22 protein-coding genes are annotated in these 24,717 nt (G+C 56.2%); 11 read left to right on the forward strand and 11 right to left on the reverse strand.

All coding sequences use genetic code 11. The annotated features are described in order from the left end of the window. Nucleotides 1-11 precede the first annotated feature (11 nt). The 3 genes from secB to cysE all read left to right on the forward strand — a co-directional run bounded on the left by secB (nucleotide 12) and on the right by cysE (nucleotide 2,394). Complete coding sequence (gene secB, locus KGP24_RS00925) at nucleotides 12-479, forward strand: protein-export chaperone SecB (protein WP_003860835.1); 468 nt, start codon at nucleotides 12-14, stop codon at nucleotides 477-479. Beyond that, nucleotides 479-1,498 (forward strand): NAD(P)H-dependent glycerol-3-phosphate dehydrogenase, encoded by a 1,020-nt coding sequence (gpsA, locus tag KGP24_RS00930; RefSeq protein ID WP_223562073.1) that lies wholly within the window; start codon nucleotides 479-481, stop codon nucleotides 1,496-1,498. The genes secB and gpsA overlap by 1 nt, the downstream gene beginning before the upstream one ends. A 74-nt stretch (nucleotides 1,499-1,572) precedes the next feature. Beyond that, nucleotides 1,573-2,394 (forward strand): serine O-acetyltransferase, encoded by an 822-nt coding sequence (gene cysE / locus KGP24_RS00935; RefSeq protein WP_008502718.1) that lies wholly within the window; start codon nucleotides 1,573-1,575, stop codon nucleotides 2,392-2,394. On the opposite strand, the gene trmL is transcribed toward cysE, so the two are convergent. The 9 genes from trmL to KGP24_RS00980 form a co-directional block, all read right to left on the reverse strand. Beyond that, nucleotides 2,391-2,864, reverse strand: coding sequence for a tRNA (uridine(34)/cytosine(34)/5-carboxymethylaminomethyluridine(34)-2'-O)-methyltransferase TrmL (gene trmL / locus KGP24_RS00940; RefSeq protein ID WP_223562074.1), 474 nt, complete (start codon nucleotides 2,862-2,864; stop codon nucleotides 2,391-2,393). The genes cysE and trmL overlap by 4 nt on opposite strands. A 45-nt stretch (nucleotides 2,865-2,909) precedes the next feature. Continuing rightward, nucleotides 2,910-4,250 carry an aromatic acid/H+ symport family MFS transporter gene (locus KGP24_RS00945; protein WP_223562075.1) on the reverse strand — a complete coding sequence of 447 codons (1,341 nt, stop codon included), beginning with the start codon at nucleotides 4,248-4,250 and terminating at the stop codon, nucleotides 2,910-2,912. 181 nt (nucleotides 4,251-4,431) lie between these two features. Continuing rightward, nucleotides 4,432-5,619, reverse strand: coding sequence for an FMN-dependent L-lactate dehydrogenase LldD (gene lldD / locus KGP24_RS00950; RefSeq protein ID WP_223562076.1), 1,188 nt, complete (start codon nucleotides 5,617-5,619; stop codon nucleotides 4,432-4,434). Next, nucleotides 5,616-6,389: a transcriptional regulator LldR gene (lldR, locus tag KGP24_RS00955; RefSeq protein ID WP_223562077.1), complete on the reverse strand. Its 774-nt coding sequence runs from the start codon at nucleotides 6,387-6,389 to the stop codon at nucleotides 5,616-5,618. The genes lldD and lldR overlap by 4 nt, the downstream gene beginning before the upstream one ends. Continuing rightward, on the reverse strand, nucleotides 6,386-8,041 hold the full coding sequence (gene lldP / locus KGP24_RS00960; RefSeq protein WP_223562078.1) for an L-lactate permease: 1,656 nt from the start codon (nucleotides 8,039-8,041) through the stop codon (nucleotides 6,386-6,388). The genes lldR and lldP overlap by 4 nt, the downstream gene beginning before the upstream one ends. A gap of 281 nt (nucleotides 8,042-8,322) precedes the next feature. Then, on the reverse strand, nucleotides 8,323-8,685 hold the full coding sequence (locus KGP24_RS00965) for a YibL family ribosome-associated protein (protein WP_010436679.1): 363 nt from the start codon (nucleotides 8,683-8,685) through the stop codon (nucleotides 8,323-8,325). Between the two features lie 58 nt (nucleotides 8,686-8,743). Then, nucleotides 8,744-9,334, reverse strand: a complete 591-nt coding sequence (mtlR, locus tag KGP24_RS00970) for a mannitol operon repressor MtlR (protein WP_047347596.1) — start codon at nucleotides 9,332-9,334, stop codon at nucleotides 8,744-8,746. Further along, the gene (mtlD, locus tag KGP24_RS00975; protein WP_223562079.1) at nucleotides 9,331-10,494 is read right to left on the reverse strand and encodes a mannitol-1-phosphate 5-dehydrogenase; all 1,164 of its coding nucleotides are present in this window, start codon (nucleotides 10,492-10,494) and stop codon (nucleotides 9,331-9,333) included. Before mtlD ends, mtlR begins: the two co-directional genes overlap by 4 nt. 83 nt (nucleotides 10,495-10,577) lie before the next feature. After that, nucleotides 10,578-12,485: a PTS mannitol transporter subunit IICBA gene (locus KGP24_RS00980; RefSeq protein WP_194401671.1), complete on the reverse strand. Its 1,908-nt coding sequence runs from the start codon at nucleotides 12,483-12,485 to the stop codon at nucleotides 10,578-10,580. 633 nt (nucleotides 12,486-13,118) lie between these two features. On the opposite strand from KGP24_RS00980, the gene KGP24_RS00985 reads away from it, so the two are divergent. The 6 genes from KGP24_RS00985 to aldB all read left to right on the forward strand — a co-directional run bounded on the left by KGP24_RS00985 (nucleotide 13,119) and on the right by aldB (nucleotide 20,271). Further along, nucleotides 13,119-13,475 (forward strand): DUF3302 domain-containing protein, encoded by a 357-nt coding sequence (locus KGP24_RS00985; protein WP_024906600.1) that lies wholly within the window; start codon nucleotides 13,119-13,121, stop codon nucleotides 13,473-13,475. A 2-nt stretch (nucleotides 13,476-13,477) separates the two neighbouring features. Beyond that, nucleotides 13,478-14,614, forward strand: coding sequence for an HlyD family secretion protein (locus tag KGP24_RS00990; RefSeq protein ID WP_194401672.1), 1,137 nt, complete (start codon nucleotides 13,478-13,480; stop codon nucleotides 14,612-14,614). Between the two features lie 90 nt (nucleotides 14,615-14,704). Next, a complete protein-coding gene (locus tag KGP24_RS00995; RefSeq protein ID WP_223562080.1) occupies nucleotides 14,705-15,313 on the forward strand; it encodes a glutathione S-transferase in 609 nt (202 codons plus the stop codon). A 103-nt stretch (nucleotides 15,314-15,416) separates the two neighbouring features. Beyond that, nucleotides 15,417-16,802 (forward strand): L-seryl-tRNA(Sec) selenium transferase, encoded by a 1,386-nt coding sequence (selA, locus tag KGP24_RS01000; RefSeq protein ID WP_223562081.1) that lies wholly within the window; start codon nucleotides 15,417-15,419, stop codon nucleotides 16,800-16,802. After that, entirely contained in the window at nucleotides 16,799-18,646 is a 1,848-nt protein-coding gene (gene selB, locus KGP24_RS01005; protein ID WP_223562082.1) for a selenocysteine-specific translation elongation factor, read from the forward strand. The genes selA and selB overlap by 4 nt, the downstream gene beginning before the upstream one ends. Before the next feature lie 86 nt (nucleotides 18,647-18,732). Then, nucleotides 18,733-20,271 carry an aldehyde dehydrogenase AldB gene (aldB, locus tag KGP24_RS01010; protein ID WP_223562083.1) on the forward strand — a complete coding sequence of 513 codons (1,539 nt, stop codon included), beginning with the start codon at nucleotides 18,733-18,735 and terminating at the stop codon, nucleotides 20,269-20,271. Here aldB and KGP24_RS01015 read toward each other — a convergent pair. Continuing rightward, complete coding sequence (locus KGP24_RS01015; RefSeq protein ID WP_194401677.1) at nucleotides 20,268-21,230, reverse strand: LysR family transcriptional regulator; 963 nt, start codon at nucleotides 21,228-21,230, stop codon at nucleotides 20,268-20,270. The two genes, aldB and KGP24_RS01015, sit on opposite strands and share 4 nt — an antisense overlap. Nucleotides 21,231-21,350: 120 nt before the next feature. On the opposite strand from KGP24_RS01015, the gene KGP24_RS01020 reads away from it, so the two are divergent. Together KGP24_RS01020 and KGP24_RS01025 are read left to right on the forward strand one after the other, a co-directional pair. Beyond that, nucleotides 21,351-22,091, forward strand: coding sequence for a MipA/OmpV family protein (locus KGP24_RS01020; protein ID WP_223562084.1), 741 nt, complete (start codon nucleotides 21,351-21,353; stop codon nucleotides 22,089-22,091). A 383-nt stretch (nucleotides 22,092-22,474) separates the two neighbouring features. Further along, the gene (locus KGP24_RS01025; RefSeq protein ID WP_223562085.1) at nucleotides 22,475-22,930 is read left to right on the forward strand and encodes a 4Fe-4S dicluster domain-containing protein; all 456 of its coding nucleotides are present in this window, start codon (nucleotides 22,475-22,477) and stop codon (nucleotides 22,928-22,930) included. On the opposite strand, the gene KGP24_RS01030 is transcribed toward KGP24_RS01025, so the two are convergent. Then, a complete protein-coding gene (locus KGP24_RS01030; RefSeq protein WP_223562086.1) occupies nucleotides 22,914-24,632 on the reverse strand; it encodes a POTRA domain-containing protein in 1,719 nt (572 codons plus the stop codon). The genes KGP24_RS01025 and KGP24_RS01030 overlap by 17 nt on opposite strands. Nucleotides 24,633-24,717 lie beyond the last annotated feature (85 nt).

The raw sequence follows: 24,717 nt of genomic DNA on the forward strand, positions 1-24,717 counted from the left end.
AGGGTATTTCCATGTCAGAACAAAACAACACCGAAATGACTTTCCAGATCCAGCGTATCTACACCAAGGACGTCTCTTTCGAAGCGCCAAATGCGCCACATGTTTTCCAGAAAGATTGGCAGCCAGAGGTTAAACTTGATCTGGATACCGCATCTACCCAACTGGCAGATGACGTGTATGAAGTCGTGCTGCGTGTGACCGTTACCGCGTCCCTGGGCGAAGAAACTGCATTCCTGTGTGAAGTTCAGCAGGGCGGTATCTTCTCTATCGGCGGTATTGAAGGCAACCAGATGGCGCATTGCCTGGGTGCGTACTGCCCGAACATTCTGTTCCCGTACGCGCGTGAATGCATCACCAGCCTGGTTTCTCGCGGTACATTCCCGCAACTGAACCTTGCGCCAGTTAACTTTGATGCGCTGTTCATGAACTATCTGCAGCAGCAAGCTGGCGAAGGTGCTGAACAACATCAGGATGCCTGATGAGTACTGTTAATGCTTCAATGACTGTGATCGGTGCCGGCTCATACGGCACCGCTCTTGCCATCACGCTGGCAAGAAATGGTCACGAAGTGGTTCTCTGGGGCCACGACCCAAAACATATCGCAACGCTGCAACGCGACCGTTGTAACGTAGCGTTTCTTCCGGACGTTCCGTTCCCTGATTCCCTGCACCTTGAAAGCGACCTTGCGACCGCGCTGGCGGCCAGCCGCAATATTCTGATTGTGGTCCCGAGCCATGTATTTGGCGACGTGCTGCGTCAGATTAAGCCGCTGATGCGCCCGGATGCGCGTGTTGTCTGGGCGACAAAAGGGCTGGAAGCCGAAACCGGACGCCTGCTGCAGGACGTTGCCCGCGAAGCGCTGGGTGATGAGATCCCGCTGGCGGTCATCTCCGGCCCGACATTTGCCAAAGAGCTTGCCGCTGGCCTGCCGACGGCGATTTCGCTGGCCTCCACCGATCAGGCCTTCTCCGACGATCTTCAACAGTTGCTGCACTGCGGCAAGAGCTTCCGCGTCTACAGCAACCCCGATTTTATCGGCGTGCAGCTGGGCGGTGCGGTGAAGAACGTGATTGCGATTGGTGCCGGGATGTCAGACGGCATTGGTTTTGGTGCCAATGCGCGTACGGCGCTGATCACCCGAGGGCTGACCGAAATGTCCCGCCTGGGCGAAGCGCTGGGTGCCGATCCGGCCACCTTTATGGGGATGGCTGGCCTGGGCGACCTGGTGCTGACCTGTACCGACAACCAGTCTCGTAACCGCCGCTTTGGCATGATGCTCGGACAGGGCAGCGATGTAAAAGGCGCGCAGGAGAAGATTGGTCAGGTGGTTGAAGGCTACCGCAATACCAAAGAAGTCCGCGAGTTGGCGCACCGTTTCGGTGTCGAAATGCCAATAACCGAGGAAATTTATCAGGTATTGTATTGCGGAAAAAATGCGCGCGAGGCAGCATTGACCTTATTAGGTCGTGCGCGCAAGGACGAGCGCAGCAGTAACTAGTCGGAACCGTTGTCACCTGAATGACCCAGCCAGCGCAGAACTGGCTGGTCATTAACTATCGTCTGGAGTAAGCAATGCCGTGTGAAGAACTGGATATCGTCTGGAACAATATTAAAGCCGAAGCCCGGGCGCTGGCCGACTGCGAGCCAATGCTGGCCAGTTTCTACCACGCGACGCTACTCAAGCACGAAAATCTCGGCAGCGCGCTGAGCTATATGCTCGCCAACAAGCTGGCTTCATCGATCATGCCTGCTATCGCCATTCGTGAAGTGGTTGAAGAGGCTTACGCCGCAGACCCGGAAATGATCGCCTCTGCCGCCTGCGATATTCAGGCCGTGCGCACGCGTGACCCGGCGGTCGATAAATATTCTACGCCGTTGCTGTACCTGAAAGGCTTCCACGCCCTGCAGGCTTACCGTATTGGCCACTGGCTGTGGAATGAAGGCCGCCGCGCGCTGGCTATATTCCTGCAAAACCAGGTTTCCGTGACGTTTCAGGTTGATATTCACCCGGCGGCTAAGATTGGCCGTGGGATCATGCTCGACCACGCCACCGGGATTGTTGTCGGGGAAACGGCGGTGATTGAAGATGACGTCTCGATCCTGCAGTCGGTCACCCTGGGCGGTACCGGTAAAACCAGCGGCGATCGCCATCCGAAAATTCGTGAAGGGGTGATGATTGGCGCGGGTGCCAAAATCCTCGGCAATATCGAAGTCGGACGCGGCGCGAAGATCGGCGCAGGCTCAGTGGTGCTCCAGCCTGTTCCACCGCATACCACCGCCGCTGGCGTACCGGCGCGCATCGTCGGGAAACCAGACAGCGATAAGCCGTCTATGGACATGGATCAGCACTTCAACGGCATTCACCATACGTTTGAGTATGGTGACGGCATTTAACTTCTGAGAATGGCGCCCGGATACCCCAGCTGGCGCCAGGCTTCATAGACCACCACCGACACCGCGTTTGACAGGTTCATGCTGCGGCTGTCCGGCATCATCGGAATACGGATTTTCTGCTCAGCGGGCAGGGCATCCAGAATCGTGGCCGGCAGGCCGCGGGTTTCCGGACCAAACATCAGATAGTCACCGTCCTGATAGCTCACGGCGCTATGCGCTGGCGTGCCTTTGGTGGTCAAGGCAAACATGCGCTGCGGCTGCTCTGCTTCCAGAAATGCGGCGTAATCGTGGTGGCGAACGACGGCGGTAAATTCATGATAATCCAGCCCTGCGCGGCGCAGCCGTTTGTCGTCCCACGTAAAGCCCATCGGCTCAATGATATGCAGACGAAAACCAGTGTTGGCACACAGGCGGATGATATTGCCGGTATTTGGCGGAATTTCTGGTTCGAATAAAACGATGTTAAGCATGCTGCCCCCTTAATTGCGGGGGCAGAATAGCAGAAAAGAGAGGAATTACGCGACGCCGGGCTCCTGCGAGCGGCTATACAGCATTTTGTAGACGGTTGCCGCAGCGGCCACGAGAGCGGGCACGCTGAGGATCATTAAAATACTGTCCGCCTGCCACTGCATAGAAAGAAGCTGGGCGCTGGTCATGGTTCCCGCCACGCCGCCAAAGCGGCCGATCCCCTGCATCCAGGCGATGCCCGTCGCGCGGCACTCGGTAGGATAAAAGGTGGCGGCCAGTGTTTGCATGCCCGATTGCGCACCGTTCATCGCGATCCCCATCAGGAAAATCAGCCCGCCAAACAGGGCAATGTGGTTATGCTCAATGCCAAGCAAAAGAATGAGGCCCATTGTCAGCACGAAACCACACGCGACCACTTTATGCGCTTCCCAGCGGTCCATCATCCAGCCCGCGAGCAGAATGCCTGCGGTACCGCCGAAGGTGAACAGCGAGGTGAGCCAGGCGGATTCCGCCAGGGCATAACCCATCTCCTGCATCAGCGTCGGCATCCAGCTCAGCAAAACGTAGTAAATGACCAGCCCCATAAAATAGGTCACCCACAGCATCAGGGTGCCGGGCAGCCAGGGCATGGAAAACAGCTGCGACACGCTCCCTTTTTTAGACGCGACTTTCTCCTCTGCCAGGAAAAAAACCGTGACGCTATCCAGCGTGCCGCGGGCGAACCGGCTGGCGATACGGCGGACCTGCATGACGTCTTTCCCGCGCTGCACCAGAAACTTCACCGACTCCGGTAAAAACAGCGCCAGCAGCAGCGTTAAAATCAGCGGAGCAATTGCCCCGGTCAGTAGTACGCTTCGCCAGCCGTGGTGGGGGATAAGCCAGGAAGAGAGCGCGCCGCCGCCCGCCGCACCCAGAGGGAATCCGCAGTACATGGTATTAATCGCCATGGCACGACAGCGCTGGGGGGCAAACTCGGAGATCAGCGTGATGGCGTTAGGCATGGCGGCGCCGAGGCCCAGGCCCGTCAGAAACCGCCACAGCGTGAGCGTATTCAGACTTTGCGCCCAGGCCGTCCCCAGGCTTGCAAGGCCGAAGAACAGGCACGAAAAGACCAGCACGCGCTTGCGTCCCATCCGGTCAGATACCGGACCGGCAATCAGCGCGCCCAGCGACAGCCCCAGCAGCGCAGCGCTCAGCACCGGCCCCAGATCCTGTTTGTGTATCCCCCATTCTGCCGACAGCGTAGGCGCGATGTAACCCATTGCCGCCGTATCAAAACCATCGATCGCCAGAACCAGAAAGCCCAGCACGATAAGAAGCCAGTGAAACCCTGAAAAAGGACTGTCGTCGATCACCTGTTGAATATCCACCTTACCTGAATACGCCATACGCTCCAATCCAATCTGATGTTGTTTTTGTGTTCTTGTATTTGCTTGTCTATACAATTGCGGACGGCAGGTGGATGTCAAATTTTCTTATCTAATATGTTATCTGGGTGTTATTTTTCGCATAAAAAAGCGCCCGAGGGGGAAATCGGGCGCGTGAGAAAGGGGGATTAACCGGAGAAGGTCAGGCCGCGTTTCCCTGAGCAAGTGGCGACAGCGCCGCCGGTAATTTGCTGAACTCCTGCACCAGAGAATCTCTGCTGATTTCACCGATCGTTTTCGCGCCGGTCAGCGTCATCGCCACCTTCATCTCTTTTTCGATCAGGTTGAGCAGATTCGCCACGCCTGCCTGGCCCGCCGTCGCCAGCGCATACAGATACGCACGCCCCAGCAGTACGCTGTCGGCGCCGAGCGCAATCATGCGCACCACGTCCAGTCCGTTTCGGATGCCGCTGTCGGCCAGGATGGCAATATCGCCTTTCACCGCATCGGCGATGGCCGGCAGGGCGCGTGCGGAAGAGAGCACTCCGTCAAGCTGGCGTCCGCCGTGGTTAGAGACCACAATCCCGTCTGCGCCAAAGCGTACCGCGTCGCGGGCATCTTCCGGATCGAGGATCCCTTTGATCACCATCGGGCCGTCCCAGAACTCGCGGATCCACTCCAGGTCTTTCCACGAGATCGACGGATCGAAGTTGTTCGCCAGCCAGCCGATGTAATCCTCCAGCCCGGTAGGTTTACCGAGGTAAGCCGAGATATTGCCCAGATCGTGCGGACGACCGTTCAGGCCGACATCCCACGCCCACTGCGGGTGGGTCACGGCCTGCCAGTAGCGGCGAAGCGCAGCGTTCGGGCCGCTCATGCCGGAGTGGGCATCGCGGTAGCGCGCGCCGGGGGTCGGCATATCGACGGTAAAGACCAGCGTGGAGCAGCCCGCCGCTTTGGCGCGCTCCAGCGCGTTACGCATAAAGCCGCGATCGCGCAGGACGTACAGCTGGAACCACATCGGACGCTTGATGGTCGGGGCGACCTCTTCAATCGGGCAGACGGACACGGTGGAAAGGGTAAACGGAATGCCTTTGGCATCCGCCGCCGCTGCGGCCTGCACTTCGCCACGGCGGGCATACATACCGCATAAGCCTACAGGCGCGAGCGCCACGGGCATGGAGAGCGTTTCGTTGAACAGCTTTGTCTCAAGGCTCAGGTCAGACATATTCTTCAGCACGCGCTGGCGAAGAGCCACCTCCGACAGATCTTCCACGTTGCGGCGCAAGGTGTATTCGGCATATGCCCCGCCGTCGATATAGTGGAACAGGAACGGGGGCAAAATGCGCTGCGCCGCGGCGCGATAGTCACTGGCTGCTGAAATTATCATGCTTTGTTCTCCCTGGAAATATCACTGTCGCCAGGCAGACGGGTAATACGCGCCTGTCGGGCCTGGTCTTCATCGAATCGTTTAATGGTGGTGTGCACGAAACCGAGATGCGCCATCATCGCTTTGCGCGCGGCCTCGGCATCACCGGCCAGAATGGCGTTGAGCACCGCCTCGTGCTGTTCGGTCAGCTGGGCAAACACCGGCGGAACCAGATACATGCGCTGGCGGCTCTGCTTCACGGAGGATTGCAGCAGGTCGAAGAACCCGCGCATGGTCTGAAGCAGCACCACGTTGTGTGACGCCTCGGCAATCGCCAGGTGAAAACGGACGTCCGCCTGGGAGGCGATATCCGGGTCGCTGCTTTGCGTGGCCTCAAAGCAGGCGATGAGTTTCTCTTTGTCAGCGTCGGTTGCCCGCATGGCCGCGTGCCAGGCGGTACTGGTTTCGATGGCGTGACGCGCTTCAAGGATGTCGAAGCTGTAGTCCGGGTCGTTCTCCATCAGCGTCTTCAGGGGCTGCACGATGTTTTGCTCGGACCAGTCGTCATGCTGCCAGCGCACAAAGGTGCCGCCGCCGCGACGGCTCACCAGCACGCCTTCGCTGACCAGCGTCGCCAGCGCCTCGCGCAGTGAATTGCGCGACACGCCAAGCTGGGCGGCGAGCTGGCGTTCGGCGGGCAACTTCATGCCCGCTTCAAGGTGTTGTTCTTCAATCAGCGCCCGCACGCGAGAGGCAATCTCGTCGGACAGGCGTCTGGGCATCACTATCATGGGATCATCCAGGTTAAGACATAGGCCTGCAGGGTGGTGATCACCCCCACCATGCAGGTGAATATCAGGCTGTGTTTCACGGTAAAGCGGAACAGATCCGACTCTTTACCCACCAGTCCCACCGCCGCACAGGCAATGGCGATGGATTGTGGAGAGATCATTTTCCCGGTCACGCCGCCGGTTGTATTCGCGGCCACCAGCAGGACGTCCGACACGCCAATCTGCTGGGCTGCCGTTGCCTGCAGTGCGGCAAACAGGGCGTTAGACGAGGTATCGGAACCGGTCAGGAACACCCCCAGCCAGCCGAGGAACGGCGAGAAGAAGGTAAAGGCGTGGCTGGTATGGGCCAGCGCCAGTGCCAGCGTCGACGACAGGCCGGAGTAGTTCGAGATAAACGCGAACGCCAGCACCATGCCGATGGAGTAAATCGGCAACATCAGCTCTTTAACGGTCGCCGCAAAGGTCTGTACCGCAGCCGCAGGCTTCATGCGCAGCCACACTACGGAAAGGATAGCGGCAAACAGGATGGCGGTACCGGTGGCGGAGAACCAGTCGAATTTATAGACCGCGGCATACGGCGTGGCGGCGTGTACCACCGGCGGCATACGGGAGACCATCTTGTCGAGGAACGGCACGGAAATATTAATCACCATGTCGTACATCGCACCGCCCGGCGCGAACAGGGCTTTAAACGGCGGGATGCTCCACAGGGTGACCGTTGCGGTCAGGAACAGGAACGGCGACCAGGCGCGGATCACCTGTCCTGCCGTATAGCCCGTACGGGCCAGGGTTTGATCAACCTGCGAGGCGCCCATGTCGGCGAAGCGGAAAATACGGACCGGCTGCCAGCGTTTCAGGAACAGCGTCAGACAGACAAGAGAGACCAGCGAAGAGATGATGTCCGGCAGCTCCGGGCCGAGGAAGTTCGAGCTGAGGTACTGGGCGATAGCGAACGAACCGCCCGCCACAATCACCGCAGGCCAGGTCTCCTTCACGCCGCGCCAGCCGTCCATAATCGCCATGATCCAGAACAGGACGATAATGGTCAGGAAGGGCAGCTGGCGGCCAACCATCTGGCCGATCTCGAAGCTGTCCAGCCCGGTGACCTGCCCGGCCACCAGAATCGGAATGCCCATCGCGCCAAACGCAACCGGCGCGGTGTTCACAATCAGGCAAAGGCCCGCGGCATAGAGCGGATTAAAGCCCAGACCCACCAGCAGCGCAGCGGTTATCGCCACCGGCGCGCCAAAGCCTGCCGCACCTTCCAGAAACGCCCCGAAGGAGAAGCCGACAATCAGCATCTGCAGCCGCTGGTCCGGCGTGATGGAGAGGATTGACGAGCGGATAATGTCGAACTGCCCGGTTTTCACCGAGATTTTATAGACAAAGACCGCCGCGATGATGATCCACGCAATCGGCCACAGGCCGTAGAAGAAACCGTAGACGACGGAGGCCAGCGCGCGATCGACCGGCATTTTATAGAAGAACAGCGCCACCATCAGGGCGATAGCAACGGTATACGTCGCGGCGAGGTAGCCCTTCAGCTTGAGCTTAATCAGCGCAAAGAAGAAGAACAGGATCGGAAGCGATGCGATCAGGCTTGACAGCCAGATATTTCCGGCCGGGTCGTAGTTTTGTTGCCAGAGGCTCATGCAGGTCTCCTGGGGACCAGACAGCCTGCGCTGCGGGAGAGTCTCCGCTCAACTCTGCGTCACAGGTTGTGTAAAAGTGGTCCTGCCAATATTGTGTTGTAGGGTTAATGACAATGAATGGTTAACCAAATGTTATGGCCAGGCAATGAGTTTGTGAGCGCAATTAATGGAATTGTGAACCGGGGAAGAAAGAAAAGGGGGATTGGTTGGGCCAATTTGAAGCGGGGTGGAGCCTGATGCCCTCACCCCGGCCCTCTCCCATAGGGAAAGGGGAAGAGCGGTTAAAAAGCCGTCTTACAAAAACCTGTCATCTCTTTCAGGCCCATTTCGCGGCCAAGCTCGGTCATCGGGTGTACCACCACCAGACCACGGACGCTTTTTTTCAGCTTGCCCATGTCGGCCTGTTCTTTTTTGGTAATCGCGCGGCGATGCGGCATGTTCATCAGCTTCTGCGCTTCTTTGCTCAGCTTCTGACCTTTCACTTCGCGCAGGCGCTCGATTTCTGTTTCCAGCGTGGCGGCTTCTTTTTCCAGCTCGGCGTACTTCTCGGCGGAATCGACCAGTGACAGGCCCGCCATCTGGTGGCGGATCAGATCCAGGCGGTCGCTCAGGCGTTTAATTTCGTTCTTTTCGACTTCTTTCATGACAAATGACTCTGAAAACGGGGAATTTACAGGGAAGGATACACCAATGTGAGCAGGCTTACTTCTGAAACGCTTTTTTTAAGCTGATTCGGGAAATCAGCTCAGTCAGGGAGAGAACCATCGTGGAACGGACAACCTGTTGATAACGCAGCTTTTGCATCGCGTATAGCTCAGGGTCGCTGTTATCAAAATGGGGAGCAGGAGGCAGCGCGGTGACGCAGTGCAGCTCGCCGAAGGGCCCCAGGATCTCATCATCGGTAAAGGTGTACTCGTTACCGTCATGATTGAGTTCTTCGCGCAGCGCCATTAACAGCTCCGCGTCTTCATACTCTTGCCGGTTCAGCACGCCAAGACCATAAATTAGCTTCAGACGCACGGACAAATCGCCCAGCGGTCCGTCTCCGTCCAGTAACGGTTCTACAGCATACTTTACCGCGTAGTCGTCTTTGCGAAACACCTGAAGCACCAGAATGTTCACCGCCTCGGTCAGTAATTCGACGGCGGCAATCAGGAAGCTTCGTACGGTTTTGCCAGCATTCAGACGCTCAAGCACACGATTTTCAAAGGCCTGGGTTTGTTCCATTATTGCCTGCATATCTGACAATCTATTATCTGGGCGCAGGCTAACCTGCGCCGCATTCTGCATCATTTGGTTGTGCTGTATGCGTTAACCGCCTCCACAACCACGTCGCTGTTGGCGTCCAGACCGGAAATCTGCGCCAGCGCAGCCTGCGCGCCTTTGGTATCAATCAGCTGAGCCAGTTCCTGCGCCTGCGGGTCCTGCTCGCTGCGGTAGTGCATCGCCGCGGCAATCCCTTTCACCAGGTTGGCGTGCGGCAGGCCGTATTCCAGCGTGCCCAGCAGCGGCTTAATCAGGCGATCGCCCGCGCTCAGTTTACGCAGAGGCTGACGGCCCACGCGCTCAACGTCATCTTTCAGATACGGGTTTTCAAAGCGACCGAGGATTTTCTGGATGTATGCTGCGTGTTTCTCAGCATCAAAACCGTAGCGTTTGATCAGCACCGCGCCGCTCTCTTCCATTGCACCTTTTACCACAGCGCGGATCTTCTCATCGAGGATCGCGTCACGAATGGTCTGATGACCGGCCAATTTTCCGAGGTACGCGGTTATAGCATGCCCGGTGTTCAGCGTGAAGAGTTTGCGTTCGACAAATGCCATCAGGTTATCGGTTAATTCCATTCCCGGAATGGTCGGCAGGGCGCCTTTAAACTGGGTTTTATCTACGATCCACTCGCTGAAGGTTTCCACAGTCACTTCCAGCGGGTCGTTGGTGGCGGATTCAGACGGCGGAACGATGCGATCCACAGCGGAATCCACAAACCCGACGTGCGCTTCAACCCAGGCTTTGTCTTCGTCTGCTACAGCGTTAAGAACGTGGCCTTTCAGCTGCGTTGTGCCGCGCACCATGTTTTCACAGGCGATGATGTTCAGCGGAGTGTCGATGCCCTGCGCTTTACGTTTTGCCAGGCCTTTCGCGACTGCAGGGGCGATGCGCTCAAGGACAACCGGGCCTACCGCCGTGGTAACCAGATCAACGCTGGCGATAAGGTCGATAACGTCTTCACCGATGCTGCTGACCGCGTTGACGCCGGATACTGTCTCAACCTGCTCGTTTTCACCGACCACATGAACCTGATAGCTATGACGCGCATTCAGGGCATCCAGGACAACCTGATTCACATCGGCGAATGTCAGCGTAATGCCCGCGTCTGCCAGCAGTTTACCGATAAAACCACGACCGATATTACCTGCGCCAAAATGTAATGCTTTCATAGTGTTAACCTTCATCAATGTTTTTACCCGAGAGGGCTGGGGTGAGGAACGTTTCCCCTCACCCTAGCCCTCTCCCCTGAGGGGAGAGGGAAGAGAACTTATTTGTTCAGCAGAGCCAGCACTTCTTCCACGCTGGTGGTATTGGCCAGACGCTCAATGACGGACTCATCATCCAGCGCGTTGGTCAGGCTGGTAATCACCTGAATATGCTCGTTGTTGCGAGCGGCGATACCAATCACCAGACGGGCGATGTCATCTTCTTCTTCACCGAAGCGCACGCCCTGCGGATACTGACAGAATACGACGCCGGTTTTCAGGACGCGATCTTTCGCTTCAACCGTGCCGTGCGGCACCGCGATGGATTCGCCCAGGTAGGTTGGCGTCAGCTTTTCGCGTTCCAGCATCGCGTCAACATATTCAGGCTGAACGTAGCCGCCTTTCACCAGCTGCTCACCGGCAAAGCGAATCGCTTCTTCTTTGGTGGCCGCAGTACGACCGAGGAAGATGTTTTCCGCACCCAGTTTGAACAGGTGGGCGTTGCTCTCGTCAAAGCTGTCCTGCAGGCTGGAGCGCACTTTCACTTCGTTGTCTTCGTGACGCTGCGCCGCAACCAGACGTTCGGTCAGGCTGGAGTACAGGCCGCTGTCGAGGAAGTTGGTCAGCGAAATATGCTGTGCCTGCGGCACCTGGCGCATGGCACGTTCGGTCAGGTCGCGGTGCGTGATGACCAGGTCAACGTCCGGCGGCAGGCTGTTAATGGCGCTGTTGGTGACGGAGATGTTGGTCAGGCCCGCATCCTGCACTTTCTTACGCAGCACGCCTGCACCCATCGCGCTGGAACCCATACCGGCATCACAGGCAACGATGATTTTACGCACGTGGCTCAGGTCGTTAGAGACATCGCCCGCGGTCAGTGGGGTTGCGCCTTTGGATTCGGCTTTCATGTCGTGCATACGACGGGTTGCCGCTTCAATATCGTCGTCTTCTTTCACTTTGCTGGTTTTCAGCAGAATAGAAGAGACCACGAAGGAGACGGCCATGGCCGCACAGATGGCCGCGATGTTCGCGAAGTACGCCCCTTTTGGCGTCATCGCCAGTACCGCCAGGATAGAACCCGGAGAGGCCGGAGACACCAGACCGCCGCCCAGCACGCTCAGGGTGAATACGCCGGTCATACCGCCAAGGATAACGGCCAGGATCAGACGTGGGTTCATCAGCACGTACGGGAAGTAAATTTCGTGAATACCGCCCAGGAAGTGAATGATTGCCGCACCGCCAGCGGACTGCTTAGCGCTGCCGCGCCCAAAGAACATGTACGCCAGCAGTACGCCCATACCCGGACCTGGGTTAGCTTCAATCAGGAAGAAGATAGACTTGCCGAGATCGTGAGACTGCTGAATACCCAGCGGCGAGAAGATACCGTGGTTGATGGCGTTGTTCAGGAACAGGATTTTAGCCGGTTCAACGAAGATAGACGCCAGCGGAAGCATGTCGTGCGCCACCATGAAGTTAACGCCTGCCGCCAGAATTTTGGACAGCACTTCAACCGCAGGGCCAATGCCGAGGAACGCCAGAATCGCGAGGATCATCCCGATGATGCCCGCAGAGAAGTTGTTCACCAGCATTTCGAAGCCGGATTTGATCTTACCATCAACCCAGACGTCGAATTTCTTAATCGCCCAGCCGCCCAGAGGACCGGCAATCATTGCACCGAGGAACATCGGCATATCCGCACCGACGATAACACCCATGGTCGTGATAGCGCCCACTACGCCACCACGGTCACCGCCCACCAGACGACCACCGGTGAAACCGATGAGCAGCGGCAGGAGATAGGTAATCATTGGGCCAACAAGTTTCGCCAGCGTTTCGTTAGGCAACCACCCTGTCGGAATGAACAATGCAGTGATGATACCCCACGCGATAAACGCGCCGATATTTGGCATCACCATGTTGCTGAGGAAACGACCAAAGCTTTGAACTTTGATCTTGAAATCGGATGACATAAAACACCCCTTCTTCTGTTTACGCTTAGGCTTGCGGCCCGAGGTTTATTGTTAATGAGGCGGCAGAGGTAGCCGGGCCCTGTTCTGATGCTGTGAAATCTGGCACTGAATCGTTCAACTGTCCAGACAACGAAAATTTATGTGACGTGTATCACGTAAATGTAGGGGGTGTGGACATTAATGGGGTGATCTGAATCACAAAATGTATGGCCAAAAAAAATACGATGGCGAGAAAAGCGGCAAAAAACACCCTTTTATGTGATGAGTGTCACGCTTTGGTTTTGAAGGTTTGTTTCTGGATTGTGACTGATTTCACAAAATATTTTTATGCAGATTTCTCCGGCTGCGATCGGCGTCAGGATGACCTTGCACGACACGTTAAGCTAAAAAAACACTTTTGATGTGTGGTATGGCGAAAAGTTAAAACGTGGATTACGCTCATATTGTAAGCTTAAGTATATTATTATTCAGGATATATTTTGACACGCTTATAAACTTGCATGGAGATATTATAAAAACCGATACTCCCCGGCTCTGAAATAATCAGTATACTTTTTTTATTTAAAATAAATTAATTAGGCTGTGTACTGTTTTATTAATTTAATAAGTTGACGTTGTTTAAGTGAGGAGAATATGTTTCTCAACTATTTCGCGCTGGGCGTATTAATTTTTGTATTTCTGGTTCTGTTTTACGGAATCATCGCCATTCATGACATTCCTTATAATATGGCCAAAAAGCGTAACCATCCCCATGCCGATGCGATTCATACGGCAGGCTGGATTAGCCTGTTTACGCTCCATGCCATCTGGCCGTTCCTGTGGATTTGGGCCACGCTGTACCGTGAAGATCGCGGCTGGGGTATGCAAAACCACATTACAAAGCCTGATGAAGTCCCGGGCATGGATGCGCTCGCCAAACGCGTGGCGGAACTTGAACAAAAGCTGGCCGCGGTAAAGCCTGCTGCTGATAAGAACACGCTGGAGCGCTAATCATGGATCTGTTAATTATTTTGACCTATGTGGCATTTGCCTGGGTGATTTTTAAAATATTCCGTATTCCGGTAAACCAGTGGACGCTTGCCACCGCAACGTTAGGCGGGGTGTTTATTGTTGCCGGTCTTATTCTGTTAATGAACTATAACCACCCGTACACCTTTACGGCGCAAAAAGCGGTTATTTCTATTCCTGTTACGCCGCAGGTTACCGGGGTGGTCAGTGAAGTGACCGATAAAAATAACCAGCTTATTAAAAAAGGTGAAGTGTTATTTAAACTTGATCCGGGCCGCTACCAGGCGCGCGTCGACAGACTCCAGGCCGACCTGGTGACCGCGACGCACAACATCGACAATCTCAAAGCGCAGCTGGTGGAGGCCGTCGCTAATACCACGCGCGTCTCGGCAGAGCGTGACCGCCTGTATAAAGATTATCAGCGCTACCTGAAAGGCAGCCAGGCAAAGGTGAATCCGTTCTCTGAAAGCGATATCGACAACGCGCGGCAGAACTATCTGGCGCAGGATGCGCTGGTGAAAGGCTCCGTGGCTGAGCAGACGCAGATTCAAAGCCAGTTAGACAGCATGGTGAACGGCGAGCAATCGCAGATTGCCTCCTTACGCGCCCAGCTTGCCGAAGCCAAATACAATCTGGAGCAGACCGTGGTGCGTGCGCCGAGCGATGGTTATATCACCCAGGTACTGATTCGTCCGGGGACCTATGCCGCCGCGCTGCCTCTGCGTCCGGTAATGGTCTTTATCCCTGAACAGAAGCGTCTGATTGTGGCCCAGTTCCGCCAGAACTCGCTGCTGCGTTTGAAACCGGGCGATGAAGCGGAAGTGGTGTTTAACGCGCTGCCGGGTCAGGTGTTCTCCGGGAAGCTCACCAGTATTCTGCCGGTGGTGCCTGGGGGAACCTATCAGGCGCAGGGCGCGCTGCAGTCGCTGACGGTGGTGCCGGGGATGGACGGCGTTCAGGCGCTTATAGAGCTGGAGCCCAACGCCGAAGTCGATGCTCTGCCGGACGGTATCTATGCCCAGGTTGCAGTTTATTCGGACCATTTCGCCCACGTCTCGGTCATGCGAAAGGTACTGTTACGTATGACCAGCTGGATGCACTACCTCTATCTCGATCACTAATCCCTCCAGGGCAGGAATGCGGCATGCAAACCTGCCCTTTTTTCATCGCTTGATCCATACTGACTTTTTTCCGGCATCAAGGATCAGGCAATGAAACTCATCGGCAGCTATACCAGTCCCTTCGTGCGAAAAATCTCGGTTCTCCTGCTGGAGAAGGGGATTGAATTTGAATTCATTAATGAACAGCCCTACAACGCGGAAAACGGCGTCGCGCAGTATAACCCGCTGGGGAAAGTCCCGGCGCTGGTCACAGACGAGGGCGAATACTGGTTCGATTCCCCGATTATTGCGGAGTATATCGAGCTGCTGGGCGTTGCACCGGCTATGCTGCCAGCCGATCCAAAAGCGGCGCTGGCGGTTAAGCAGGTCGAAGCGCTGGCCGATGGCATTATGGACGCGGCATTAACCTCTGTACGTGAGCAGGCAAGGCCTGCCGGCCAGCAGTCGGAAACGGAGCTGTTACGCCAGCGTGAAAAAATCAGCCGCAGCCTGGACAGATGCGAACAGCTCATCCAGGAGGGAAAGATTCAAACCGACAGCCTGAACCTGGCGACCATCGCCATCGCCTGCGCTATCGGCTATCTCAACTTCCGCCGGGTTTCCCCTGGCTGGTGCGTTGACCGTCCGCTGCTTGTGAAGCTCGCAGAAACGCTCTTTAGCCGCGAGAGCTTTGCCCGCACCGAACCACCAAAGGCTTGATGCGGGTTATAACACTTCGACGTCGGAGGCGGTACAATCCCCCCACATGTTAACTCCCTCTCCCGTCGGGAGGGGGGAAGATATTCACTCGCCAGGCGCTTTCATGACTACTCATCAATCGCTGTACAGCCAGATCCCCGCTACCGACCGTCTTCTTCGCGATCCCCGCATTCATGCTGTTGTTGAGCGTTTCGGCCATACCGCGACGGTGGAGATGTTACGCCTGCTTCAGAATGAAGCCCGATGCGCTATTCAGGCCGAAAATGCCTTGCCCGACTGGTGTAATGCGTGGGAGCAAGAAGTGGAGCACCGGCTGGATGAGAAAGCGCAAAGCGCGCTACGGCCTGTGATTAACCTGACGGGTACCGTGCTGCACACTAACCTGGGGCGCGCGCAGCAGGCGGAAGAGGCCGTAGCTGCGGTCGTGCAGGCCATGCGAACGCCCGTGACGCTGGAGTACGATCTGGACGGCGCCGGACGCGGGCATCGTGACCGGGCGCTGGCGGACCTGCTGTGCCAGCTGACCGGCGCGGAAGATGCCTGCATAGTGAATAACAACGCCGCAGCGGTACTGCTGATGCTGGCGGCGACCGCCAGCGGCAAAGAGGTGGTGGTTTCCCGCGGCGAGCTGGTGGAGATTGGCGGGGCGTTCCGCATTCCGGACGTGATGCGCCAGGCGGGCTGTACGCTGCATGAGGTGGGCACCACTAACCGTACCCATGCGAAAGATTATCGCGCGGCGGTGAATGAAAATACTGCCCTGCTGATGAAGGTTCACACCAGTAATTACCATATTGAAGGGTTCACCAAAACGGTTGACGAGGCCGGGCTGGCGGCGATTGGGCAGGAACTTAATATCCCGGTGATTGCCGATCTCGGCAGCGGCTCGCTGGTCGATCTCAGTCAGTACGGTCTGCCGAAAGAGCCGATGCCGCAAGAGATGATTGCTGCGGGCGTCAGCCTGGTCAGCTTTTCCGGCGACAAGCTGCTGGGCGGGCCGCAGGCCGGGATTATCGTCGGCAAGCGCGAGCTGATTGCGAAGCTGCAGCAGCATCCGCTCAAGCGCGCCCTGCGAGCTGATAAAATGACGCTTGCCGCGCTGGAGGCGACGCTGCGGCTTTATCTCCACCCGGAGAAACTGGCCGACTGCCTGCCCACGCTGCGTCTGTTAACCCGTGATGCCGCCTCGATTCGCGCCCAGGCCGAGTTACTGCTGCCGCGCATTGCCCCGCACTACCCCGATTTTGACGTTCGCATTGAACCCTGCCAGTCGCAGATTGGCAGCGGTTCGCTGCCGGTGGACAGGTTACCGAGTGAAGCGCTCACGTTCACCCCGCGTGACGGGCGCGGTAGCCATCTTGAAGCCCTGTCGTCGCGCTGGCGTGGCCTGCCTGCGTCGGTTATCGGGCGGATTTACGATGGCCGAATGTGGCTGGATCTGCGCTGCCTTGAAGATGAAGAGCGATTTCTGGAGATGTTGTTGAAATGATTATTGCCACCGCCGGTCATGTCGACCACGGAAAAACCACGTTGCTGCAGGCGATCACCGGCATAAACGCCGACCGTCTGCCGGAAGAGAAAAAGCGCGGCATGACCATCGATCTGGGCTATGCCTACTGGCCCCAGCCTGATGGCCGCGTACTGGGTTTTATAGATGTTCCGGGGCATGAAAAGTTTCTGTCCAACATGCTGGCGGGCGTGGGGGGTATCGACCATGCCCTGCTGGTGGTGGCCTGCGATGATGGCGTCATGGCGCAAACCCGTGAGCACCTGGCGATCCTGCAGCTGACCGGCAACCCGCAGCTGACCGTGGCGCTGACCAAAGCCGATCGCGTGGATGACGCACGCGTCAGCGAGGTGCGCGAAACGGTACAGGCGACCCTGCGGGAGTATGGTTTTGCCGATGCACCGCTTTTTGTCACCGTGGCGACAGAAGGGCGCGGTATCGATGAACTTCGTCACCACTTACAGCAGCTTTCGTCGCGTGACCACGCCAGCCATCACCGCTTCCGTCTGGCCATTGACCGGGCGTTTACCGTCAAAGGGGCGGGTCTGGTGGTGACCGGTACGGCGCTGAGCGGTGAAGTGAAGGTGGGGGATAGCCTGTGGCTGACGGGCGTTAACAAACCGATGCGCGTGCGCGGCCTGCATGCGCAAAACCAGCCCGCAGAGCGCGCTCATGCCGGGCAGCGGATCGCGCTGAACATAGCCGGTGATGCGGAAAAAGAGCAGCTTAACCGCGGGGACTGGCTGCTGGCCGATGCTCCGCATGAACCGTCTGAACGCGTCATTGTTTCTCTGCAGACAAACGTGCCCCTGACCCAATGGCAGCCGCTGCATATTCACCACGCGGCCAGCCATATCACCGGCCGCGTGTCGCTGCTGGAAAACGACCTTGCCGAACTGGTATTCGATTCCCCGCTCTGGCTGGCAGACAACGATCGTCTGGTACTGCGTGATATTTCCGCGCGGGAAACGCTGGCCGGAGCAAGGGTCGTCGCGCTGAATCCACCGCGACGCGGCAAGCGTAAACCTGAATATCTGCAGTGGCTGGCAGCGCTGGCGCAGGCCAGCGATGATAACGCCGCGCTGCGGGTGCATCTTGAACGCGGTGCGGTGAGTCTGAGTGATTTTGCATGGGCACGCCAGCTGAGCGGGGAAGGCTTACGGCAGCTGACACAAGAACCGGGCTTTATTCAGGCCGGCAACAGCCTGCTTAATGCCCCGGTTGCTGCACGCTGGCAGCGTAAGATACTGAACACGCTGGCGACGTACCATGAGCAGCATCAGGATGAGCCTGGCCGGGGCCGCGAGCGGCTGCGACGCATGGCGCTGCCGATGGAAGACGATGCGCTGGTGCTGCTGCTGATTGAAAACATGCGCGAAAGCGGGGCGATAAAAAGCCACCACGGCTGGCTGCATCTGCCGGATCACAAGGCCGGGTTCACCGCAGATCAAGAGGCAGCATGGCAAAAAGTGGCCTCGCTGTTTGGCGATGAGCCGTGGTGGGTTCGCGATCTGGCCCGCGAAACGAATACCGATGAGCAGGTGATGCGTCAGGTATTGCGCCATGCGGCGCAGCAGGGGCTGATAGTCGCGATCGTGAAAGATCGTTATTACCGTAACGATCGCATTGTGGCGTTTGCCAACCTGATCCGCGAGCTGGATCAGGAGCGGGGCTCTACCTGCGCGGCCGATTTCCGTGACCGGCTGAACGTGGGCCGCAAGCTGGCGATTCAGATCCTGGAGTATTTCAACCGCATTGGCTTTACCCGCCGTCGTGGTAACGATCATTTATTACGTGATTCGTTATTATTTCCTGAAACTCCGTGACCCCCGTCGTAAACGCCGTTACCGGTTGGCGAGAAAATCGCCAGCCGTAACTACCCTTGTTGTACACCAACAGCAAGGAGACGGTCATGACAAACAATCCTCTCTCATCGCGTATCCAGCCCGGCGAGTATGGTTTTCCCCTGAGGCTGAAACCTCGTTATGACAACTTTATTGGCGGCGACTGGGTGGCTCCCGTCGACGGCGAATACTATTCCAACCTGACTCCCGTTACCGGCCAGCCGCTGTGCGAGATAGCCAGCTCCGGCAAGCGCGATATCGATCTGGCGCTGGATGCGGCGCACAAAGCGAAAGATAAATGGGGCCATACCTCCGTTCAGGACCGTGCGGCCATTTTGTTCAAAATTGCCGACCGGATGGAGCAGAATCTGGAGCTGCTGGCGACGGCGGAAACCTGGGATAACGGCAAGCCGATCCGGGAAACGATGGCGGCAGACGTGCCGCTTGCCATCGACCACTTCCGCTATTTTGCCTCCTGCATTCGCGCTCAGGAGGGGGGAATAAGCGAGGTAGACAGCGACACCGTGGCATATCACTTCCACGAGCCGCTGGGCGTCGTCGGGCAAATCATTCCATGGAACTTCCCGCTGCTGATGGCGAGCTGGAAAATGGCGCCCGCGCTGGCGGCCGGGAACTGCATTGTGCTGAAACCGGCGCGTCTGACCCCGCTCTCGGTGCTGCTGCTGATGGAAATCGTTGGCGATCTTCTGCCGCCGGGCGTTATTAACGTGGTTAACGGTGCGGGCGGTGAGATCGGAGAATATCTGGCCACCTCAAAACGCATCGCTAAAGTGGCGTTTACAGGCTCGACGGAAGTGGGTCAGCAAATCATGCAGTACGCCACGCAGAACATTATTCCGGTGACCCTGGAGCTGGGCGGGAAATCCCCGAACATCTTTTTCGCGGACGTAATGGAGGAAGAAGATGCCTTCTTCGATAAAGCCCTGGAAGGATTTGCGCTGTTTGCGTTTAACCAGGGCGAAGTCTGTACCTGCCCAAGCCGCGCGCTGGTTCAGGAGTCCATCTATGAGCGCTTTATGGAGCGGGCCATTCGCCGCGTCGAGTCAATCCGCAGCGGTAACCCGCTCGATAACGTCACGCAGATGGGGGCGCAGGTCTCGCACGGACAGCTGGAAACTATCCTCAACTACATTGATATCGGCAGGAAAGAAGGGGCGGATATTCTGACCGGTGGTCGCCGTAAAGTGCTCGGCGGGGATCTGCAGGAAGGGTATTACCTTGAGCCGACGATCCTGTTCGGTCAGAACAACATGCGCGTCTTCCAGGAGGAAATTTTCGGACCTGTGCTGGCCGTGACCACCTTCAAAACGATGGAGGAGGCGCTGGAGATTGCCAACGACACGCCGTATGGCCTGGGGGCAGGCGTCTGGAGCCGCAACGGTAATCTGGCCTATAAAATGGGCAGAGGCATTCAGGCCGGGCGTGTATGGACCAACTGCTACCATGCCTATCCTGCGCACGCGGCATTTGGCGGTTATAAGCAATCGGGCATCGGGCGTGAAACCCATAAGATGATGCTGGAGCATTACCAGCAGACGAAATGTTTGCTGGTCAGCTACTCTGATAAACCGCTGGGGCTGTTCTAATCGCCCTGCTCAGGCCGTCCATGGGCGGCCTGAGCAATTTGCTGGCGCAGGCAGTTCAGAACGCCATCCAGAACGTATTGCACACGCCAGGGCTGGTATTCGCGTTTGTGGAAGATGGCCGTCAGATCGAGCCACCATTCCTCCTGGTGCGGAAAGCAGGGGACCAGCATCCCTTGCGTTAATTCTTTTTTCAGACTCTCTTTTGGCGCAAAAACAATCCCAAGATTATTTCTTGCCAGCTCCAGGGCCGTCTGCGTATTGTCGCAAATATAATTACCGGTCACCCGGTAGTCATGCACGTTATCACTGCCGTGCACGCGGAAACGCCAGATGTTTGCATCATCAACCAGCATGGAGTCAATGAGAATACAGGAATGATTAATTAAATCTTCAGGCCCCGTTATGGGATGTTTATTTAAATACTCAAGGGTTGCGAATGCCGTAACGGAATATTTTGTCAACACGCTGGCGACCAGACTTTCGTCTTTCGGTTGCGCATAGGTAATTAAAATATCGCAGTCATCTGGAAATGAAACACCTTCGGCAAATTCATTGCGATCCAGATTGTACGTTTTCAGGGATATGCGGATGTCACCGATATCCTCGATTTTGTGGATCACATGCCGCGACAGATAGGTCACAATACCCGTAGGGGCGTAAATCGTGACTTTCCCACGTTTCTCATGCTTATAATCAGCAATGAAATTAACAAGTTGAGTGTTTTTATCCAGCGTGGCGTTAACGTAGGGAAGTAACGCTTCACCGAACTGAGTAAGCGCCAGCTGGCGCGTGGTGCGTTCAAAAACCTTGAGTCCAACCCGTGTTTCAAAATCAGACAGATATTTGCTGACGTTGGCCTGCGCCATGCCCAGCAGGGCGGCGGCATCGCCAATGCTGCGAGTTGCGGCGATGACGGATATGATTTTTAATTCGCGTGGCTTTAGCTGTAAATTACTCATTCTGCACACCCATCTATATGATTTTATATATAATATTATATAAAGCGCAGCGTTGCATTGGCAAATTTGTAACCATTATTATGCTCCTCGCTTGTTCGGCATTTTAATGGATTACATGTAATGACTTTTAAATACAAATTACTCATCGCTGCCACATTATTTGCAACATCCTCAGCAATGGCCAGTGACTTTTCACTAGGAGCGGGGGCCGTATTTAATGAGTCTCCTTACAAAGGCTATAACGAAAATACTACCGCAGTACCATTAATTAGTTACGAAGGCGACAACTTTTATGTTCGCCAGACCACGGGCGGATGGATCCTGTGGAAAGACGCAAAAAATGAACTCAGCCTGACCGCATCGTGGATGCCGCTGCATTTCGATCCTGATGACAACGACGACCATCAGATGAAGCAGCTCGATGAGCGTAAAGCCTCTGCCTTCCTCGGCGGCGCGTACTACCGCCACGAAAGCTGGGGTTCTCTGAAAGTGGCGGTCTCGGGTGATGCGATGGATGAAAGCGGTGGCGTGGTGGGCGAGGTATCGTACTTCCGTCCGATCCGAATGGAGCGCCTGACCCTGACGCCTTCTGTTGGTGTGTTCTACAGCGACGAAAGCTATAACGACTACTACTACGGCGTATCCGGCAGCGAGTCTCGCCGCTCAGGTCTGGAGCAATACTCCGCCGGTGACAGCTGGACGCCATACGTTGGCCTGGCGGCTAAATATCAGTTAACCCAGAAGCTGTACCTCAACGCCAGCGCGGTCTACACCGTGTTGCCTGACGACGTGAAGAACAGCCCGATGATCGACCGCGACGACAGCTTCGCGCTGATGACCGGCCTGACCTGGCGTTTCTGATGCGGTAAAGCCGGGGGGCGGCTTCGCCTTACCCGGCCTGCCATCGCAGCTTTACGCAGGCCCGCGCAAGCGAAGCGCCGCCGGGCATAGTTGATAGTACTGCACTCCCGTTTACCTTTCCCGTAATGACGTCCTCATTAATATTCCTGATACGCTAATGCGATCCGCACCATCAATAAAGATGTGTATCATGTGTATAATTCTTAAAGAAAATTAAATTGGGCACTCTCGCCCGACTTGCCTGACTTTCGGCTGATCGCTGGTCGTTATAAGCATTCGTCACATGCTTACGCAGGCAAAGAAGCGTAATTGCTCAAGCCGCTGCGTAAAATGGCAGAGACTGTCTCAAAGAGCCGGGTTTTAACATGCGAGAGGCGTAACAGATGAACCGATATATCATGGCGGACTCGGAAAAATGCATTGGGTGCCGCACCTGTGAAGTGGCCTGCGCGGTGTCGCATCAGGAATTTGTCTCCTCAAATGATTTAATGCCCCGCATTCGGGTGGTGAAAGGGGGAGCATATACCACGGCGGTCGGGTGTCATCAGTGCGAGGATGCGCCCTGTGCAAATGTGTGCCCAACCAGCGCAATCCGACGTTCAGCCGGAGCCTGGCTCGTTGAGCAGTCGCGCTGCATTGGGTGCAAAAGCTGTGTGGTGGCGTGTCCGTTTGGGGCGATGCAGGTGCGTCTGGAGGGAAATAGGGCGCAGGCGCTGAAATGTGATTTATGTGCGCATCGCGAAGGCGGACCGGCCTGCGTCGAGGCCTGTCCAACCCACGCGCTGCGCTGTGTTGATCCTGGCAGTATTCGGGCTGAAAAGCTTACTGCATTTTATTGAAATTCCACGTGAACGTCAGACTGTAGCGCCAGTCCCTGTTGCGACTGTCTGTCGGAACATCCCCGACGGGTCTTGCCGCCTCCACCGTGACGCTATAGTGGCGCGTATCGCCGATCATCACCCCGGTAGCAACTGACCCGAGCCGCTGATGAGGTAAACCGGCCGTGTTAAACCAGGTTTGCGCGGTATCGGCCAGGATATAGGGTTGGATGGTGGTAAGCCAGGTGCTCTCTCTTCTCATCTGGATATAGCGCAGTTCTACCTGCCCGCCATAGCCGTAATCACCGCTCGCTTCACTGTCCTGATATCCGCGGCCAAAGCGCTGGGCACCGAAGCTAACGCGTTCAGGCTCTGGTAACGTGTTATTAGACCAGTCTCCCTCCCAGGATGTTGATAGCCGCCATTTATCGGCAAACAGCCAGGCAGCGTCCAGATAGCTTTTTGTGAGCGTAAAATTAATATCGGGTTTAGGGGCTGAGACGATATCGGCTCCCATCGCATCAATACCCTGACGGACGTTGAGTCGGCCGCTGACGCTGGCGGTTGTGAATTGATGTGCACCATTAATTCCCACCTCCAGCGCAGGATAACGCGCGTGTTGGTTAACGGAGTCCAGCTTAAAGGTTCTGCCCTGCAGTCTGGCCTGCAGGGCATAATCATCCTGACGGTCGGTGTAATCAAAACCGCTGGTCACATTAATTTGTGATTTTTGCGTCAGCAGCAATGGATAGCCAAACGTCACGCCGCCGTTGTATTGCGTTGTTTTTTGCTTCGAATCGACCTGAATATTATTGGGCAAAGAGAGCAGGGGGGAAAAATCTCGCGGATCTTCACGGTAATAGCTGCCTTTGAGCTGCATCGTCAGCCCTTCATCGTTTAAAAACTGCTGCCAGTTGAGACCGACATAGTTTTTCCGCGTGTTGCTATCTAATGGTATAAGCGTAGCCACGCCCAGCTGATCGCCATAGCTTGTCAGGTTGCTGAGCGTTCCGTTCAGCATCATTAAATCTTGCCCTTTACGGGTGTCGATCGTGGAGGCGATATTCCAGCTCCGCTCCTGATTACCGGTTATCTGCATTGCCGCCGCGCCATATATATTGGTTGGCAGCTGCGCGTTGGCCGTGACCGGAACGTTAGGGGTACGGGTCATCAGCTGGCTATAGCGATCGAACGTATCCTGAGACAGCGGTTTTTCCGCCATGATTTTTTCTGACAATCGTTTAAGACGCTCGGCGATGTGAGGGTTATTACTGGTGATGTCACTGTGAGCGACATACCCTTCAACCAGAACAATTTTAATATTTCCCTGCTGGAAATTATTATCGGGCAGCCAGGCATAGGAGAGCGGAAAACCGTCCGCCTTGTAGCGCGCCGTAATATCATTTACCAGCCCCGTGAGCGTTTTTAGCGGCACGGTTTTTCCGGCGTACGGCCTGAAGGGTTTAAGTAATTCCTGCAAGGGATAACGCGTGCCGCCAATAAACTGAATGTGATGAATGGTAATGGGCGTTTCAGGCGTTAGCGTTGACTGCGGTTTTTCTATTTTGACTTTCGGCTGTTGGACGACCTCAGTCTGTTCTGGGGCAATATTACGAGAAACTTGCGCCGGGTTATCAGGGTTAATAATAGAGGGCAGTGTATCGGCGCGGGCCATGCTCAGCACAACCAGCCCCGTTAGCGAAAAAAGGAAATGGTTTTTCATCGCGCTATCCCTGTTCGTAATCCCCGGTTGGGGTAAGTGTCGCTGTATAACGCGCCCCTGAACCAGGGGCGCAGATAGGCAATAA

It is taken from the genome of Enterobacter sp. JBIWA008, assembly GCF_019968765.1.
In the GTDB taxonomy this organism is placed as follows: Bacteria; Pseudomonadota; Gammaproteobacteria; order Enterobacterales; family Enterobacteriaceae; genus Enterobacter.

Bases quoted from the DNA above. Each gene is read 5' to 3' on its own strand.
- secB (WP_003860835.1), top strand. From the start codon at position 12: ATGTCAGAACAAAACAACACCGAAATGACTTTCCAGATCCAGCGTATC.
- gpsA (WP_223562073.1), top strand. From the start codon at position 479: ATGAGTACTGTTAATGCTTCAATGACTGTGATCGGTGCCGGCTCATAC.
- cysE (WP_008502718.1), top strand. From the start codon at position 1,573: ATGCCGTGTGAAGAACTGGATATCGTCTGGAACAATATTAAAGCCGAA.
- trmL (WP_223562074.1), bottom strand. From the start codon at position 2,864: ATGCTTAACATCGTTTTATTCGAACCAGAAATTCCGCCAAATACCGGC.
- KGP24_RS00945 (WP_223562075.1), bottom strand. From the start codon at position 4,250: ATGGCGTATTCAGGTAAGGTGGATATTCAACAGGTGATCGACGACAGT.
- lldD (WP_223562076.1), bottom strand. From the start codon at position 5,619: ATGATAATTTCAGCAGCCAGTGACTATCGCGCCGCGGCGCAGCGCATT.
- lldR (WP_223562077.1), bottom strand. From the start codon at position 6,389: ATGATAGTGATGCCCAGACGCCTGTCCGACGAGATTGCCTCTCGCGTG.
- lldP (WP_223562078.1), bottom strand. From the start codon at position 8,041: ATGAGCCTCTGGCAACAAAACTACGACCCGGCCGGAAATATCTGGCTG.
- KGP24_RS00965 (WP_010436679.1), bottom strand. From the start codon at position 8,685: ATGAAAGAAGTCGAAAAGAACGAAATTAAACGCCTGAGCGACCGCCTG.
- mtlR (WP_047347596.1), bottom strand. From the start codon at position 9,334: ATGATGCAGAATGCGGCGCAGGTTAGCCTGCGCCCAGATAATAGATTG.
- mtlD (WP_223562079.1), bottom strand. From the start codon at position 10,494: ATGAAGGTTAACACTATGAAAGCATTACATTTTGGCGCAGGTAATATC.
- KGP24_RS00980 (WP_194401671.1), bottom strand. From the start codon at position 12,485: ATGTCATCCGATTTCAAGATCAAAGTTCAAAGCTTTGGTCGTTTCCTC.
- KGP24_RS00985 (WP_024906600.1), top strand. From the start codon at position 13,119: ATGTTTCTCAACTATTTCGCGCTGGGCGTATTAATTTTTGTATTTCTG.
- KGP24_RS00990 (WP_194401672.1), top strand. From the start codon at position 13,478: ATGGATCTGTTAATTATTTTGACCTATGTGGCATTTGCCTGGGTGATT.
- KGP24_RS00995 (WP_223562080.1), top strand. From the start codon at position 14,705: ATGAAACTCATCGGCAGCTATACCAGTCCCTTCGTGCGAAAAATCTCG.
- selA (WP_223562081.1), top strand. From the start codon at position 15,417: ATGACTACTCATCAATCGCTGTACAGCCAGATCCCCGCTACCGACCGT.
- selB (WP_223562082.1), top strand. From the start codon at position 16,799: ATGATTATTGCCACCGCCGGTCATGTCGACCACGGAAAAACCACGTTG.
- aldB (WP_223562083.1), top strand. From the start codon at position 18,733: ATGACAAACAATCCTCTCTCATCGCGTATCCAGCCCGGCGAGTATGGT.
- KGP24_RS01015 (WP_194401677.1), bottom strand. From the start codon at position 21,230: ATGAGTAATTTACAGCTAAAGCCACGCGAATTAAAAATCATATCCGTC.
- KGP24_RS01020 (WP_223562084.1), top strand. From the start codon at position 21,351: ATGACTTTTAAATACAAATTACTCATCGCTGCCACATTATTTGCAACA.
- KGP24_RS01025 (WP_223562085.1), top strand. From the start codon at position 22,475: ATGAACCGATATATCATGGCGGACTCGGAAAAATGCATTGGGTGCCGC.
- KGP24_RS01030 (WP_223562086.1), bottom strand. From the start codon at position 24,632: ATGAAAAACCATTTCCTTTTTTCGCTAACGGGGCTGGTTGTGCTGAGC.